The sequence below is a fragment of the Parasedimentitalea psychrophila genome (genome assembly GCF_030285785.1).
Lineage (GTDB): Bacteria > Pseudomonadota > Alphaproteobacteria > Rhodobacterales > Rhodobacteraceae > Parasedimentitalea > Parasedimentitalea psychrophila.
On the sequence record NZ_CP127247.1, the window covers coordinates 3,198,170 to 3,212,402 of the forward strand.

The following is a 14,233-nucleotide window of genomic DNA, read 5'->3' on the forward strand; positions in this document are numbered from 1 at the left end:
TGATCATTTGGGGGCAGACGTTGCCTAGGGATGGGGGCATAGTGAGGGCCGGAGGACGATATGACCCAGATAAGCAATCACTTTGAAAACACACTGGAAAACGCACCGGAAACCGCACTGGAATGGCATAGCGCTGGGCTGGGTGCGGTGTTGGCGACGGTGGTGCAGACCTGGGGCTCGGCGCCGCGGCGGGCGGGGTCGATGCTGGTGATCAGTGGCGATGGCCGGATGCAGGGCTCGGTCTCTGGCGGCTGCGTCGAAGCTGCGGTGGTGTTTGAGGCGCAAGAGGCGCTGCAGGATGGTCAGCATCGGTTGCTGGACTATGGCGTCAGCGATGAAGATGCCTTTGCGGTTGGGCTGGCCTGTGGCGGTACGATACAGATTCTGGTCGAGCCGGTGGGATCAGCGATGCCGCTTGATTTGCTACAGCAGCTGGTGGCGGCTCGGGCAGGGCGTCAGGCGCTGGCCTATGAGGTGAACATAGAAAGCGGCGTGCGGCGGCTGTTGCATAGTGGTTACCCAGACCGAATGCGACGGGATCGCTCGGGGATGGAAGAGGACGGCGAGACCTTTGTGGCAGTGTATAACCCTCCGCTGCGACTGATCTGCGTCGGCGCGGTGCATATTGCGCAGGCTTTGGTCCCAATGGCGCGGATTGCGGGGTATGACCCTGTGTTGATTGATCCGCGTGAGGCCTTTGCGTCCACCGACCGGTTTCCGGGCGAAGTCATTCTGGACGATTGGCCGGATGAAGCGGTCGCGAAACTGGGGCTGGATGCCCGCACGGCGCTTGTTCTGCTGACACATGATCCCAAACTGGATGATCCGGCCTTGCAGGCTGCATTGGCTGCCGAGTGTTGCTATATTGGCGCGCTGGGGTCAAAACGTACCCATGCCAAACGGGTAGAGCGGATGCTGGCTGCGGGGTTTAGTGAGGCTCAGATCGGTCGTATTCACGGACCGATTGGTCTGGACATTGGTGCTGCCGGACCGGCAGAGATTGCGGTCTCAATACTGGGTGAGATGACTGCCGTGCTGCGGGGCAAGGCAGAATGAAGTTTGGCCAGGTACCGCTAACCGAGGCCGCAGGGGCAATTCTGGCCCATTCGTTGCAGGCTGGCGGGCGCAGAATTGCCAAGGGCACCGAGTTGACCGCAACGGATTTGACGGATCTTAAGGCCGCTGGGTTTGGTGAGATCACAGTGGCGCGTTTGGAAGCTGGGGATGTGCAGGAGAACGAAGCTGCACTGGCGCTTGCCCGTATGATTGTTCCCGATCCAGAGGCTCAACAGGTGCGGATCTCGGGGGCAGGCGCTGGGCGGGTGAACTTATACGCCGCAACCTGTGGCGTTGTCCAACTGGATGCCGATCGGCTGAAGGCGGTGAATGAAGTGGATCCAATGATCTCGATTGCCACTGTGCCGGGCTGGCATAGGGTTGATGCAGGGGGCATGATTGCCACCATCAAAATCATCTCCTACGCCGTGCCTCAGACCGCATTGCTGTGTGCCGGGGCAGGGGCCGGTGGCGCGCTAGAGGTATCAGCTCCGGCTTATGGATCAGCGACATTGATCGAGACACGGGTTAGCGCTGATACGCCGTCAGAAAAGGGCCGCGCTGCAATGGCTGGGCGGCTGGATCGCATGGGGTTGGAGCTGAGCCCGCGCGTGGTGGTGCCACATAGCGAGGCGGAACTGGCGCGGGCGATAGCGGATGCACCGGGAGAGCTGGTGCTGATCCTCACGGGGTCGGCCACCTCGGATCCACTGGATGTCGCACCCCAGGCGCTGCGCAGGGCCGGAGGAGAGGTGACCCGGTTTGGTATGCCGGTTGATCCGGGCAACCTGCTGTTTCTGGGCACTTTGGGCGACAGTCCTGTTGTCGGCCTGCCGGGCTGCGCGCGGTCTCCGGCTTTGAATGGTGCCGATTGGGTGCTGGAGCGGGTGATCTGCGGCATTAACGTGAGCAGTGGCGATATTGCTGCTATGGGCGTTGGTGGCTTGCTGAAGGAAATCCCCACCCGGCCAATGCCGCGCCGCAGTGAAGGCTGATCCGCCATTCGGCGGGGAACCTCCTACTTTAGTCTATGGCGGAAGTTTTGAAAATACATAAATTTCAATGGATTAGTTTGATTTGATGGCGAAGTTCATCCTGTGGGAGAACTTTTGAGTGTTCAAATCACTTCGCAGATGTCCGATCTCGTGTTTAACTCTCTGTAGCCAATATAAATAGCTAAGGGAGGGGTTCATGGCGAAGGTCTCAATGACCGTGAACGGCAAAGCTGCCAGTGCAGAGGTCGAAGGGCGTACGCTCCTGGTCTCATTTCTGCGCGAGGAGCTTGGCCTCACGGGGACACACGTCGGATGTGATACCAGCCAATGTGGTGCCTGTGTGGTGCATGTGGATGGCAAGGCAGTGAAAAGCTGTACCATGCTGGCGCTGGAAGCTGAGGGGGCCGAGGTGGCAACCATCGAAGGTCAGGCGGCTGAAGATGGCACGCTCAATACCATTCAGGCGGCATTTCGAGAGCATCATGGCCTGCAGTGCGGGTTTTGCACGCCGGGCATGGTGATGTCCGCAGCGGCGCTATTGAAGGACAACCCAAAGCCCTCGGAACAGGAAATCCGGGCGTATCTGGAAGGCAATCTGTGCCGCTGCACCGGCTACCACAATATCGTCAAATCGATCATGGCAGCCAGTGGGCAGGACGTTTCGGCTCTCGCGGCGGAATGACGGCACAGCGACGATCAACGGCTCAAGGTGCGTGATGAACACGCACCCTACACAGGGCGCATGGCTTGGGGGTAGCCCCAAAGGTCAGCTGTTGGTGTAGGGTGTGTGCTTGCACGCACCATTCAGGGAGAGGATATAAAACATGCCTAAGGATAGTGGCATTGGCGCCAGCCCAAAGCGGCGCGAAGACGTTAGGTTCCTGACCGGGAACGGCAATTATACTGATGACATCAACGCCCATGGCCAGGCCTATGTGCATTTTCTGCGCTCTGATCTGGCCCACGGTAAAATCAACGGCATTGATACCACTGCAGCCGAGGCAATGCCCGGTGTTGTGAGGATTTTCACTGCGGCTGATTTCGAGGCCGTCGGCGGTGTGCCCTGCGGCTGGCAGATCACTGATCGCCATGGCGAGGTGATGCAAGAACCCAAGCATCCGATCTTGGCCGAGGGCAAAGTGCGCCATGTTGGTGAAGCGATTGCTGCGGTGGTTGCGGATAGCCCCGAGCAGGCCCGCGATGCCGCCGAGGCGATTGAGCTGGATATCGAAGAGCTGCCCGCTGTCATTGATATGAAGGCCGCTGTGGCCGATGGATCGGTTAAAGTTCACGATGATCTGACCTCGAACCTTTGTTTTGACTGGGGATTTGTTGAGGAAAACCGCGAGGCGGTGGAGCAGGCGTTTCAAGACGCGGCGCATGTCACCACTCTGGAGTTGATCAACAATCGGTTGATCGCCAATCCGATGGAACCCCGGGTGGCGATTGGCGAGTATGACCGTTCCAGTGATGACAGCACCCTCTACACCACCAGCCAAAACCCGCATGTGATCCGGCTGCTGATGGGCGCCTTTGTACTGGGCATCCCTGAGCATAAGCTGCGTGTTGTGGCGCCTGATGTTGGCGGTGGCTTTGGCACCAAGATCTTCCACTATGCGGAAGAGGCGTTTTGCACTTTTGCGGCCAAGGCCTGTAATCGCGCGGTCAAATGGACCTCGTCGCGGTCTGAGGCCTTCATGTCCGATGCCCATGGCCGCGACCATGTGACCAAGATCGAATTGGCGCTGGACGCGGATAACAACTTTACCGCAGTGCGCACCGATACCTACGCCAATATGGGGGCCTATCTGTCGACCTTTGCGCCGGCCGTACCGACCTGGCTGCATGGCATCCTGATGGCGGGCAATTACAAGACTCCGCTGGTCTATGTGAACGTTAAGGCGGTGTTCACCAACACCGTGCCGGTGGATGCTTACCGCGGCGCTGGGCGCCCCGAAGCGACGTTCCAGCTGGAGCGGGTGGTGGACAAGGCGGCGCGAGAGTTGGGGGTTGATCCAATTGCGCTGCGGCGGCAGAACTTTATCACCGAATTTCCCTATGCCACGCCAGTGGCGGTGGAATATGACACCGGCGATTACCATGCCACCATGGACAAGCTGGAAGAGATTGCCGACCTGTCCGGATTTGCGGCACGCCGCGCCGCAAGCGAGGCCAGAGGCAAGATCCGCGGGCTTGGCGTCAACTGCTATATCGAGGCCTGTGGCATCGCGCCCAGCAGTCTGGTTGGCCAGTTGGGCGCGCGGGCGGGGCTGTATGAAAGTGCCACGGTGCGAGTCAATGCCACTGGTGGTCTGGTGGTGATGACCGGCAGCCACAGCCATGGTCAGGGCCATGAGACCTCGTTCCCGCAGGTGATTGCCGAGATGATCGGCATCGACGAGAGCATGATTGAAATCGTCCATGGGGATACGGCAAAAGTGCCGATGGGCATGGGCACCTATGGCTCGCGGTCGCTGGCGGTTGGCGGCTCGGCGATGGTCAAGGCGACCGAGAAGATCATCGCCAAGGCCAAGAAGATTGCGGCGCATCTGATGGAGGCCTCGGATGCTGACATCGAGCTGAAGGACGGCCAATTCTCTGTCGCCGGGACCGACAAGTCGGTGGCCTGGGGCGATGTGACCCTGGCGGCTTATGTGCCGCATAATTATCCGCTGGAAGATATCGAGCCGGGGCTGGAGGAGACCGCGTTTTATGATCCTTCCAACTTTACCTACCCGTCGGGGGCCTATGCCTGCGAGGTTGAGGTGGATCCTGACACTGGCAAAGTGAGCATCGAGCGGTTCTCGGCGGCGGATGATTTTGGCAATATCGTCAATCCGATGATTGTCGATGGTCAGGTGCATGGCGGCATTGGCCAGGGCATTGGTCAGGCGTTGCTGGAGGGCTGTGTCTATGACAGTGACGGTCAGCTGTTGAGTGCGTCGTTCATGGATTATGCGATGCCAAGGGCCGATGATCTGCCGTTTTATACGGTGGACCATTCCTGCCAGACCCCCTGTACCCATAACCCGCTTGGGGTAAAGGGCTGCGGCGAGGCCGGGGCCATTGGCTCGCCGCCTGCGGTGGTGAATGCGGTGGTGGATGCGCTGCAGTCTGCCGGTAAGGATGTCACCCATATTGATATGCCCCTGAGCCCGGGTCGGGTCTGGGCCGCGATGAACAGTTGAGCCGGAGGGGCCGCAGCGCGCCGGGGGGCCAGCCCCCCGGACCCCCGGGATATTTTTAGCCAGATGAACAGGGGAGTAGCCCCTTTGATCTTTGGGAAGGAAGGACGAAATGTATAATTTCGAGTATGAGGCGCCTTCGACAGTTGCTGACGCCGTGGCGGCATTGGCGGTGGAGGACGCGCAGGTATTGGCGGGCGGACAGACGCTGATCCCAACGATGAAACAGCGGTTGGCGATGCCATCCAAATTGGTCAGCCTTGGCGGTATTGTCGAGATACAGGGTGTTGAGGTGGTGGATGGGGCTGTTTCGGTTGGGGCAGCAACGAGTCATGCCACAGTTGCTGCAGAGGCCGGGGCCTATCCGGCGCTGGCAGATCTGGCCAGTCATATTGGTGATCCGGCGGTGCGCAACCGGGGCACCATTGGTGGGTCTCTGGCCAATAATGACCCTTCTGCGGATTACCCGGCGGCGGCGCTGGGCTCGGCTGCGGTGATTACCACCAATACCCGTGAGATTGCTGCGGATGATTTCTTTCAGGGGCTGTTTGAGACCGCCCTGAACGAGGGCGAGATCATCACCGGTGTGAAGTTTCCCATTCCCGAAGTGGCGCAGTATCAGAAGTTCGTTCAGCCCGCTTCGCGCTTTGCGCTGGTGGGGGTCTTTGTGGCCAAATACGCCAATGGGGTGCGGGTGGCGGTGACCGGCGCCTCTGAGTCGGGGGTGTTCCGCTGGGGGGCGGCTGAGGCGGCGTTGAACGCTTCGTTCAGTGCAGATGCCCTGGCTGGCTTGACTGTTGATCCGGCAAACATGATCGCAGATCTGCATGGGAGCAAGGAGTACCGGGCCCATCTGGTTGCTGTGATGACCAAGCGGGCGGTGGCGGCGGCAGTCTGAACGCTGGGCAATGACATCCTGAGGCCTCGCCAGACTGGCGGGGCCTTTTTTCATTTCGGACCCGATGCCATCGATGGGGCTGGCTTCAGCTGATCGGGCCGTAAGGGCGATGGCTCTGGTCGTCCAGTCCCTGAAACGCAAAAGGAGCGGCACCGGGCCGCTCCTTGTTATTCATTTGCCTGAAGCGGCTGGAGCAGATCTCCAGCGGGTGCTTATCTGGGCAGAGGGCCGATCAGCATAATCATCTGGCGGCCTTCCATCTTGGGCATGTTTTCGACTTTGCCGTGATCTTTGATGTCTGCGGCAACCCGTTCCAGCAACTCACGGCCCAGGTTCTGGTGGGCCATTTCGCGGCCACGGAACCGCAGGGTCACTTTGACCTTGTCGCCGTTTTCGAGGAATTTGTACACGTTGCGCATTTTGACGCTGTAATCATGGACATCAGTGTTGGGTCGGAATTTGACCTCTTTGATCTCGATGATCTTTTGCTTTTTACGCGCTTCGCTTTCCCGCTTTTGCTGTTCATATTTGAACTTGCCAAAATCCATGATCTTACACACGGGCGGTTTGGCATTCGGCGAAATTTCAACCAGATCCAATCCGGCCTCTTGCGCCATAAGCATGGCTTTGGCCGGGTGAACCACACCAGCGTTCTCGCCATCGGCGCCAATCAGGCGGATTTCGGAATCACGGATTTTTTCGTTGACGCGCGGGCCGGTGTCACGTTGCGGCGGCGCATTATGGGGTCTGCGGGCTATCGGTTCAGTCCTTGCGTAATTACTAGATTTTGAGGCTGCAACGTAGACCCGACCCGCGTGTGTTTCAAGGTGCAAATGCGATCTTGCAAGGAAATCCTTGAATGGCTTGTCTTGCGTGAACGGGCCGTTAAATAAGTCGCCGATAAAGGCGATTTATGGTACAGGATGATGTCGTCGCCAGGCCGGGTTTCAAGGCAGAACGGCCCAGCGACAGATGAGTTTAGTCGAGGAATGCTTTTTCCACAACGTATTGAGCAGGCTTGGAATTTGCGCCTTCTTCCAGGCCGTAACCTTCGAGAAGATCCTTGATTTCGAGATTGAAGGCGAGGTTGCCGCAAACCATTGCACGGTCACTGTCGGGGTTGATTGGCTCGACTCCAAGATCGCTGAATACCTCACCCGAGCGCATCAGATCGGTGATGCGGCCCATCTTGGGGCTCTCTTCACGGGTGGTGGTGGGGTAATAGCGGATCTTGTTGAGATTCTCTTCGCCCAGTAGCTCGATCATCATCTCATCTTTTTTGAGGTTCGCAATCAGCTCGGCACCATAGGTTAGCTCACCCGCCGTGCGGCAGGTATGGGTGATGATGATTTCGTCGTAGTCCTCAAAGGTCTGCGGGTCGCGCAGCAGCGAGGCGAAGGGGGCAAAGCCGGTGCCGGTGGCAAAGAACCAGATGCGCCTTCCGGGGATCAGCGCGTCATGCACCAGGGTGCCGACGGGTTTGGGGCGCAGGATGATTTCGTCGCCGACCTGGATGTGCTGCAGGCGCGAGGTCAGCGGTCCGTCCTGCACCTTGATCGAATAGAACTCCAGCTCGTCATCCCAGCTGGGAGAGGCGATGGAATAGGCGCGCAGCAGCGGTTTTTGCTTGCCGGTCTTGGGGTTCACGTCGCCCATCAGGCCGATCATCACAAATTCACCCGAGCGGAACCGCATCGTCGAGGGGCGGCTGACGCGGAAGGAAAACAGCTTGTCTGTCCAGTGCTTGACCGCGGTGACGGTCTGGGCATCGGGAAGGGTGGGGACGGCCTTTACTGGCTCGGCATTGGTGGCGGCATCGGTCACTTTGAGAATCTCGTTCATCGGTTGCACTGCCGACACCATGGCCGACACCTCTGATTAGTCGTTGATATGGGTCAGGGAAAGGAATTGTTTTGCATGTTTCCGACACGCGAAGGATGTGATGTGCCGAAAACACAATTGTTAGTATGCAAATGATATCCTAGGCGGCAGCGGGGCCGCCGCCACGCATGCGGGATTGATAGTCGTTTTGTTGCCAGTTGGCGCGGGCCAGCCATTGCTCTTCGGGCTGACGCGCCGCCAGTTGGTCGCTGATTTCAACGTCGTCAAAGCCGGCCCGGCGGGCCATGGCATATTGGTCGGCGATCACATGGCCAGCGGCCCGGATGTGGCCTTTGTAGCCAGACAGCCGCAACTGGCGGGCAATGGTAAAGCCGCGGCCGTCCGCAAAGCTGGGAAAATCGATGCGGATCATCTGCACCTGGGCGGCCAGCCGATCAACCAGCTGCACGGGATCGGTATCCGAGGTCAGGTCGAGTGCGGTGTCGCCTTGGTAGCCGGCGGTCCAGGTGTCGGGGCCAAAGCCCGTATCGGTCACGATCACAGTCATGTATTTGCTCCTGTGCGAATAAATTGCCCATCCACCACGTGGATGCCGCATTCTTCTTTGGTTTGGTCACGCCAGCGTCCGGCGCGGGGATCTTCGCCTTCTTTCACCGGCGAGGTGCAGGGGGCACAGCCGATCGAAGGGTAGCCTTTGGCCACCAGCGGATGGCGCGGCAGGCGGTTTTCGTCCATGTAGGTACGCACATCGTCGGGCGCCCAATGGGCCAGCGGGTTGATCTTGATGCGACCGGTGATGCGATCCGTGGCGCCGTCGGCGGTCTTTTCGATTTCAAAGAAGTCCATCGCCGCGCGGCTGCCCGCTTGGAAGCGTTTGCGGCCGGTGATCCAGCCATCGTAGCCACTGAGCGCTTTTTGCAGCGGCGCGGTTTTGCGCAGGGCGCAGCAGGCGTCGGTGCTGTTGAAGCGCAGGGCGCCGTGGGGGTCTTTCTCATTGATGTCGTCGGCGCGGATGATGTGGAGATTGCGCAGGCCGAGCCGCTCAGTCACCTCGGTTTGGTAGACCAGGGTTTCGGTGAACAACAGTTGGGTGTCGACGAAGATAACCGGAGTCATCGGGTCGATCACCGCAGCCATATGCAGCAGCACCACGGATTCGGCACCAAAGCTGGAGACCAGGGCGACATGGCCCGCCTCCTGCAGCGCCCCCTGCATCACTGCGGTCGCCGAGTGGTGCCGGTAGCGGGCATTCAGCGCCGCCACCTTTTGTGTCAACTCGCGCTCGCCGGGGGCCGGCCCCCGGGCCCCCGGGATATTTTCAGCCAGATGAAGCATGGGATCAGGCGACCTTTTTCTGGGCTTCGGGGTAAAGTGCTGATTTGAACGGCGACAGGCCAACCCGGCGGTAGGTCTCCAGGAAGGTTTCCTCGGCATTGCTGCGCAGATCGAGGTAGGCTTCTACGATGCGCTCAACCGCAGGCACGATTTCGTCATAGGCAAAGCCCGGGCCGGCGCGTTCGCCAATATTGGCGGTCCAGGTGGCATCGCCGCCCAGGGTGATCTGGTAGTTTTCAACGCCGGCGCGGTCCAGTCCCAAAATGCCGATATGGGCAATGTGGTGGTGGCCGCAGGCATTGATGCAGCCCGAGATCTTGATCTGCAAATGACCGATGTCATGTTCCAGCTTCAGCGCGTCAAACCGCGTGGCGATCTGCTGGGCAACCGGAATGGCGCGGGCGGTGGCCAGGGCGCAGTAATCCATGCCGGGGCAGGCGATGATATCCGAGATCAACCCGATATTGGCGGTCGCCAGATCATGTTGCTTGAGCCTGGCATGGAGCGCGGGCAGGTCTGATTTATGGACATGCGGCAGGATCACGTTCTGCTGGTGGCTGATGCGCAGTTCATCATAGCCATATTCGGCGGCCAGGTCGGCCATGGCGCGCATTTGATCCGCACTGGCATCCCCCGGGGTGGCGCCGTGTTTCTTGATCGAGATGGTGACAATGGCGTGGGCCTCGTTGCGGTGCTCGGCCAGGTTTGTGTCGGCCCAGGCGCGGAACACCGGATCGGCGTTATAGGCGGCGCCGTAGGCTGCGGTTGAGCCGGAGCGGAAGTTCGGGGCGGCGAAATGCGCCTTGATCTCGGACAGAAGTTCCTGGTCGGCGCCAGTAAAGCTGGGGCGGATCAGCGCAAAGCGGGCTTTGACGCGGGCGCGGATATCGTCGATGCCGTGCTCGTGCACGGTGATCTTGATGCGGGCCTTATACTTGTTGTCGCGGCGGCCAATCTGGTTCCACACCGAGACCACGGATTCGATATAGGGCAGCAGGTCGGCGCGGGGCAGGAAATCGTTGATCACCTGGCCGATCATCGGAGTGCGGCCCAAGCCGCCGCCGATCAGGATCTGGTAGCCGGTCTCGCCTGCGGGGTTTTGCACGATGCGCACCGCCAGATCATGGGCTTTCAGCACCGCGCGATCCTCGGCGGCGGCGCCAACGGCGATTTTGAACTTGCGGCCCATGAACTGGAATTCAGGGTGATCGGTGGACCATTGGCGGATCAGTTCGGCCACTGGACGTGGGTCTTCGATCTCATCCGCGGCGGCGCCGGCGAAATGATCCGAGGTCACGTTACGGATGGTGTTGCCCGAGGTCTGGATCGCGTGCATGCCGACCTCGGCCAGGGCGTCCAGCATATCCGGCACGTCGCTGAGTTTGGGCCAGTTGAACTGGATGTTCTGGCGGGTGGTGAAGTGGCCGTAGCCCTTGTCCCATTTTTCAGCCAGCAGCGCCAATTGGGTCATCTGGGCAGAATTCAGCGAGCCGTATGGCACCGCCACGCGCAGCATGTAGGCGTGCAGCTGCAGGTAGAGCCCGTTCATCAGGCGCAGCGGCTTGAACTCGTCCTCGGTGAGCGAGCCGTCGATGCGGCGCGCGACCTGGGCGCGGAACTGGGCGTTGCGCTCAGTCACAAAGGCGGTGTCAAAATCGTTGTACTTATACATTGGCCTCAGCCTCCTGTTTGCCGTGGGCATAGTTTGAGGGGCCGGTGCGGCGGAAGTCCTCGCGGAAATGGGTGGGTTCGGGACCGTTGTCGCCCGGTTTGACGTCGGCCAGATAGGCGCCAACGATGGTGGCGACCTGCGATTGGGCCTTGAGCAGGCGGAGCTGGGCGTGGGCCTCGTCGGTGATCAGTTCACCCTGGGTCAGATCGCGGCTCCATTGGTCATCGGCGGTCAGGTAGATCACGTCGCCCTCAATCAGGGCGTTGGCGGTGACCACTTTGGCGGTAAAGATACGGGCCATTATGCGAGCTCCATTTTCAGGTCTGTTTGCACCGGTAGGTCGGGCAGGGCGGTGAGGCTGGCGCGTGGGGCCAGTCCCAGGAAGGTCAGGGCCGGGCCGTCAAAGCGGGCCTCGGCCAAATCGGCGGGCAATTGGCCCAGAGTGGTTTCCAGAACACGTTGATTGGTACGGGAGGCGTTCTCGACCACGGTGACGGCGGTTGCCGGGTTGGCGCCGTGCATCAGCAGCCGCCCCTGCACAAAGCGTGCGGATTTCTTGCCCATGTAAATGGCGGCGACCTCGCCGGGGCGGGCCAGCGCCTGCCAGTCGTGGTCGGCAAAACCCTGGGTGTCATGGCCGGTCAGATAGCGAACCGAAGAATTGCGGCCGCGCTGGGTCAGGCTCTGACCGATACCGGCCACCGCTGCCGAGGCGGCGGTGATGCCGGGGACAATCTGGTAGCGGACGCCAGCTGCATCACAGGCCGAAAGCTCTTCGTCGAGGCGACCAAACAGGGTGGCATCACCGGATTTCAGGCGCAGCACCCGTTTGCCGGCCTGAGCATGGGTGATCAGCCGGTTGCAGATGTGTTGCTGGCTGACCTGAGCGCCAAAGCCTTCTTTGCCGACATTCTCCAGAATGGCCTGCGGGCCGGCCAGCTCCAGAATCTCGGGGCTGACCAGGCGATCGAACAGAATAACCTCTGCTTGTTGCAGGGCTGCCAGGGCTTTCAGGGTGAGCAGATCGGGGTCGCCGGGGCCTGATCCGGCAAAGACCACCTGACCGGACTGCATGCACATCCGTCCCGCGAGGGTCGGCGCGGCGGTGGGCTGGGGCATCTGGTGGCGCATGGCGGCCTCGATTTGTTGCGTTTGACTTGATGTTAGATATAGGAAATATTCCCGCATCATTGCTATATGTTGGGATGAATAAGGATCTCTGTTCCGATATTGGCGTTCAATTGAGGGAATGGTTCTGTTGCATGGGGAATTCGAGAATGACGATACGGATCGACGCGACTGATCGGAAAATTCTGGCAGAGCTGCAGCGCGATGCCAGTCAATCACTGGATGAAATTGCCCGAAATGTGGGCAGTTCCAAGACGCCGGTGTGGAATCGCATCCGCAAATTGCGCGAATCCGGGGTGATTGGTCAGCAGACCGTGGTACTGGACGCCGAGGCGCTGGGGTTCGAGGCTTGTTTCTTTGTCTTGATCCGCACCTCGGAGCATGAGGCGGACTGGCAGGCAAAATTCTTGCAGGCGCTGCGGGACCGCCCCGAAGTGCAGGAGGCGCATCGTTTGGCGGGGGATATCGACTATATCCTGAAGGTGCGGGTTAAAAACGCGCGGGCCTATGACACGTTTTATCAGGCGCTGATATCCGAGGTGCGGGTGCACAACGTGACGGCGCTGCTGTCGATGGAGGAGATCAAATCGACGACGATGTTGCCATTGGACGAGTGACCGACCTGCGCCGGTGACCAAAAGGAGCGCTTCCGCGCGCTCTTATTCAGCAGGTGGTGAGGTGACGTTTTTGTCTTGGGGATAGTGCTGTGCTGAAAGCTGGATGGATTTGCTGAGACGCTGTTCAGGGGCAGGTTTGCCCTGAATGCGCCTGTGTTCAGTCTGCTGTGTCTTGCCCGCGGAAAGGAGCTGCGCCCGCGCCCAGACGTGGTGGCCTGCGGTGGTCTCGCGGTGGCCTGCGGCCATCCTTGACCCAGGCAAGACATAGGTAGGCAGACTTAAGTGGTGACCATCAGGCGGGTCAGCCCGTGGAAATGGTAGCTGTTGCTGTAGTCCGGTTCCGCCGCCAGTTTCAGATTGGGGCAACGATCAAACAGGATTGGCAGGGCGATCTTCATTTCCAGTCGGGCCAGCGGTGCGCCAACGCAAAAATGCAGGCCGCCGCCAAAGGCGGTGTTGGTTTTGATCTCGCGGGTTGGGTCAAACCGGTCCGGATCGGCAAAGGCCTCGGGGTCGCGGTTGGCCGCACCAAGCAGCAGCGCCACCTGGTCACCGCGTTGGAAGGTGTGGCCGAACAGCTCGACCGTTTCATAGGCATAGCGGGTAAACATATGCAGCGGCGGGTCATAGCGCAGCATCTCTTCGACTAGCCGGTCGATGCCATTGGGGGCCAGACAGCTGGCATCCCAGCCCTGTTGCAGCATCGTTTTCAACCCATTGCCCAGACTGTGCACGGTGGCTTCGTGGCCGGCATTGAGCAGCAGGATGCAGGTGCCGATCAGCTCATCGGTGCTGAGGCTCTCGCCGTCCTCTTCTGCGGTGATCAGCCGGGTGATCAGATCATCGCGCGGGTCCGAGCGGCGTTGATCAATATAGCTGTGCAGAAAGCTGGTGAACTCGGCTGCAGAGGCGGCGGCGCGGTGTTCTGTGTCCGTTGTGCGGCTGGCCTGATACATCGCAACAATGTCATGCGACCAGCGTAACAGCTTGGGGGCCATATCCACCGGGACCCCCAGAAGGCGGCAGATGGTGATCAGCGGCACCTGAGTGCAATAGGCCTCTAGCAGGTCAAACGGCGCGTCGGGAAAATCGTCGATAAGCTGGTGACACAGAGTTTCCATGTCATCGCTGAGCGCATTTATCGCCCGTGAGGTAAAGGCCCGCAGAATCAGTTTGCGCAGCCGGGTGTGGCGTGGCGGCTCGGCGTCGAGCAGCGAATGTGCCTCGGTCAGCAGGAACGGCGCCAGATGGGCCGGGCCCGGGGTGGCCAGTTCCGCCGGGATCTCGCGGCCAAAGCGGCGGTCGCGCAGCAGGGCCGCAACTGCGGCGTGGCTAAAGGCGGCGGGCATGTTGTAATCGCTCCAGACCTGCAGCGGGGCCTTGGCGCGGTTTTCTGCGTAAAACGGATAGGGGTTTTGCACAAAATTCGGGTCGGTGGGGGATTGGATAATTGGTATCATGGCGGCACAATCGCGAAGCCGGCTGGTCAATGCAAGGAGAGCTTT

14 protein-coding genes are annotated in these 14,233 nt (G+C 60.1%); 6 read left to right on the forward strand and 8 right to left on the reverse strand.

What is annotated here, in order from left to right:
- The first annotated feature begins 60 nt into the window (after positions 1-60).
- From QPJ95_RS15595 to QPJ95_RS15615, 5 genes are all read left to right on the forward strand, one after another.
- Positions 61-1,056: an XdhC family protein gene (locus tag QPJ95_RS15595; RefSeq protein ID WP_270917041.1), complete on the forward strand. Its 996-nt coding sequence runs from the start codon at positions 61-63 to the stop codon at positions 1,054-1,056.
- Entirely contained in the window at positions 1,053-2,051 is a 999-nt protein-coding gene (locus QPJ95_RS15600) for a molybdopterin-binding protein (protein WP_270917042.1), read from the forward strand. Before QPJ95_RS15595 ends, QPJ95_RS15600 begins: the two co-directional genes overlap by 4 nt.
- 196 nt (positions 2,052-2,247) lie before the next feature.
- Positions 2,248-2,733 (forward strand): (2Fe-2S)-binding protein, encoded by a 486-nt coding sequence (locus tag QPJ95_RS15605; protein WP_270917043.1) that lies wholly within the window; start codon positions 2,248-2,250, stop codon positions 2,731-2,733.
- A 142-nt stretch (positions 2,734-2,875) separates the two neighbouring features.
- Positions 2,876-5,239: a xanthine dehydrogenase family protein molybdopterin-binding subunit gene (locus tag QPJ95_RS15610; protein WP_270917044.1), complete on the forward strand. Its 2,364-nt coding sequence runs from the start codon at positions 2,876-2,878 to the stop codon at positions 5,237-5,239.
- Between the two features lie 109 nt (positions 5,240-5,348).
- A complete protein-coding gene (locus tag QPJ95_RS15615; protein ID WP_270917045.1) occupies positions 5,349-6,134 on the forward strand; it encodes an FAD binding domain-containing protein in 786 nt (261 codons plus the stop codon).
- A gap of 212 nt (positions 6,135-6,346) precedes the next feature.
- Here the strand turns inward: QPJ95_RS15615 and infC are convergent, their stop codons facing one another.
- The 7 genes from infC to cobA form a co-directional block, all read right to left on the reverse strand.
- A complete protein-coding gene (gene infC / locus QPJ95_RS15620) occupies positions 6,347-6,967 on the reverse strand; it encodes a translation initiation factor IF-3 (protein WP_270917046.1) in 621 nt (206 codons plus the stop codon).
- Positions 6,968-7,112: 145 nt separating this feature from the next.
- Positions 7,113-7,976 carry a ferredoxin--NADP reductase gene (locus tag QPJ95_RS15625; protein WP_270917047.1) on the reverse strand — a complete coding sequence of 288 codons (864 nt, stop codon included), beginning with the start codon at positions 7,974-7,976 and terminating at the stop codon, positions 7,113-7,115.
- A 139-nt stretch (positions 7,977-8,115) separates the two neighbouring features.
- A complete protein-coding gene (locus QPJ95_RS15630) occupies positions 8,116-8,523 on the reverse strand; it encodes a DUF934 domain-containing protein (protein WP_270917048.1) in 408 nt (135 codons plus the stop codon).
- Complete coding sequence (locus tag QPJ95_RS15635; RefSeq protein ID WP_270917049.1) at positions 8,520-9,311, reverse strand: phosphoadenylyl-sulfate reductase; 792 nt, start codon at positions 9,309-9,311, stop codon at positions 8,520-8,522. The genes QPJ95_RS15630 and QPJ95_RS15635 overlap by 4 nt, the downstream gene beginning before the upstream one ends.
- A 4-nt stretch (positions 9,312-9,315) precedes the next feature.
- On the reverse strand, positions 9,316-10,983 hold the full coding sequence (locus tag QPJ95_RS15640; protein WP_270917050.1) for a nitrite/sulfite reductase: 1,668 nt from the start codon (positions 10,981-10,983) through the stop codon (positions 9,316-9,318).
- Entirely contained in the window at positions 10,976-11,284 is a 309-nt protein-coding gene (locus QPJ95_RS15645) for a DUF2849 domain-containing protein (RefSeq protein ID WP_270917051.1), read from the reverse strand. The genes QPJ95_RS15640 and QPJ95_RS15645 overlap by 8 nt, the downstream gene beginning before the upstream one ends.
- Positions 11,284-12,102, reverse strand: coding sequence for a uroporphyrinogen-III C-methyltransferase (gene cobA, locus QPJ95_RS15650; protein ID WP_270917052.1), 819 nt, complete (start codon positions 12,100-12,102; stop codon positions 11,284-11,286). Before cobA ends, QPJ95_RS15645 begins: the two co-directional genes overlap by 1 nt.
- Positions 12,103-12,260: 158 nt before the next feature.
- Between cobA and QPJ95_RS15655 the strand changes: the two genes are divergently transcribed.
- Positions 12,261-12,728 (forward strand): Lrp/AsnC family transcriptional regulator, encoded by a 468-nt coding sequence (locus QPJ95_RS15655; protein WP_270917053.1) that lies wholly within the window; start codon positions 12,261-12,263, stop codon positions 12,726-12,728.
- A gap of 278 nt (positions 12,729-13,006) precedes the next feature.
- Here the strand turns inward: QPJ95_RS15655 and QPJ95_RS15660 are convergent, their stop codons facing one another.
- Entirely contained in the window at positions 13,007-14,188 is a 1,182-nt protein-coding gene (locus QPJ95_RS15660; RefSeq protein ID WP_270917054.1) for a cytochrome P450, read from the reverse strand.
- Between the last annotated feature and the right edge of the window lie 45 nt (positions 14,189-14,233).

Coding starts and splice junctions, on each gene's coding strand:
- QPJ95_RS15625 (WP_270917047.1), bottom strand. CDS start 7,976: ATGAACGAGATTCTCAAAGTGACCGATGCCGCCACCAATGCCGAGCCA.
- QPJ95_RS15595 (WP_270917041.1), top strand. CDS start 61: ATGACCCAGATAAGCAATCACTTTGAAAACACACTGGAAAACGCACCG.
- QPJ95_RS15655 (WP_270917053.1), top strand. CDS start 12,261: ATGACGATACGGATCGACGCGACTGATCGGAAAATTCTGGCAGAGCTG.
- QPJ95_RS15605 (WP_270917043.1), top strand. CDS start 2,248: ATGGCGAAGGTCTCAATGACCGTGAACGGCAAAGCTGCCAGTGCAGAG.
- QPJ95_RS15615 (WP_270917045.1), top strand. CDS start 5,349: ATGTATAATTTCGAGTATGAGGCGCCTTCGACAGTTGCTGACGCCGTG.
- QPJ95_RS15640 (WP_270917050.1), bottom strand. CDS start 10,983: ATGTATAAGTACAACGATTTTGACACCGCCTTTGTGACTGAGCGCAAC.
- QPJ95_RS15660 (WP_270917054.1), bottom strand. CDS start 14,188: ATGATACCAATTATCCAATCCCCCACCGACCCGAATTTTGTGCAAAAC.
- QPJ95_RS15635 (WP_270917049.1), bottom strand. CDS start 9,311: ATGCTTCATCTGGCTGAAAATATCCCGGGGGCCCGGGGGCCGGCCCCC.
- QPJ95_RS15645 (WP_270917051.1), bottom strand. CDS start 11,284: ATGGCCCGTATCTTTACCGCCAAAGTGGTCACCGCCAACGCCCTGATT.
- QPJ95_RS15600 (WP_270917042.1), top strand. CDS start 1,053: ATGAAGTTTGGCCAGGTACCGCTAACCGAGGCCGCAGGGGCAATTCTG.
- QPJ95_RS15630 (WP_270917048.1), bottom strand. CDS start 8,523: ATGACTGTGATCGTGACCGATACGGGCTTTGGCCCCGACACCTGGACC.
- QPJ95_RS15610 (WP_270917044.1), top strand. CDS start 2,876: ATGCCTAAGGATAGTGGCATTGGCGCCAGCCCAAAGCGGCGCGAAGAC.
- cobA (WP_270917052.1), bottom strand. CDS start 12,102: ATGCCCCAGCCCACCGCCGCGCCGACCCTCGCGGGACGGATGTGCATG.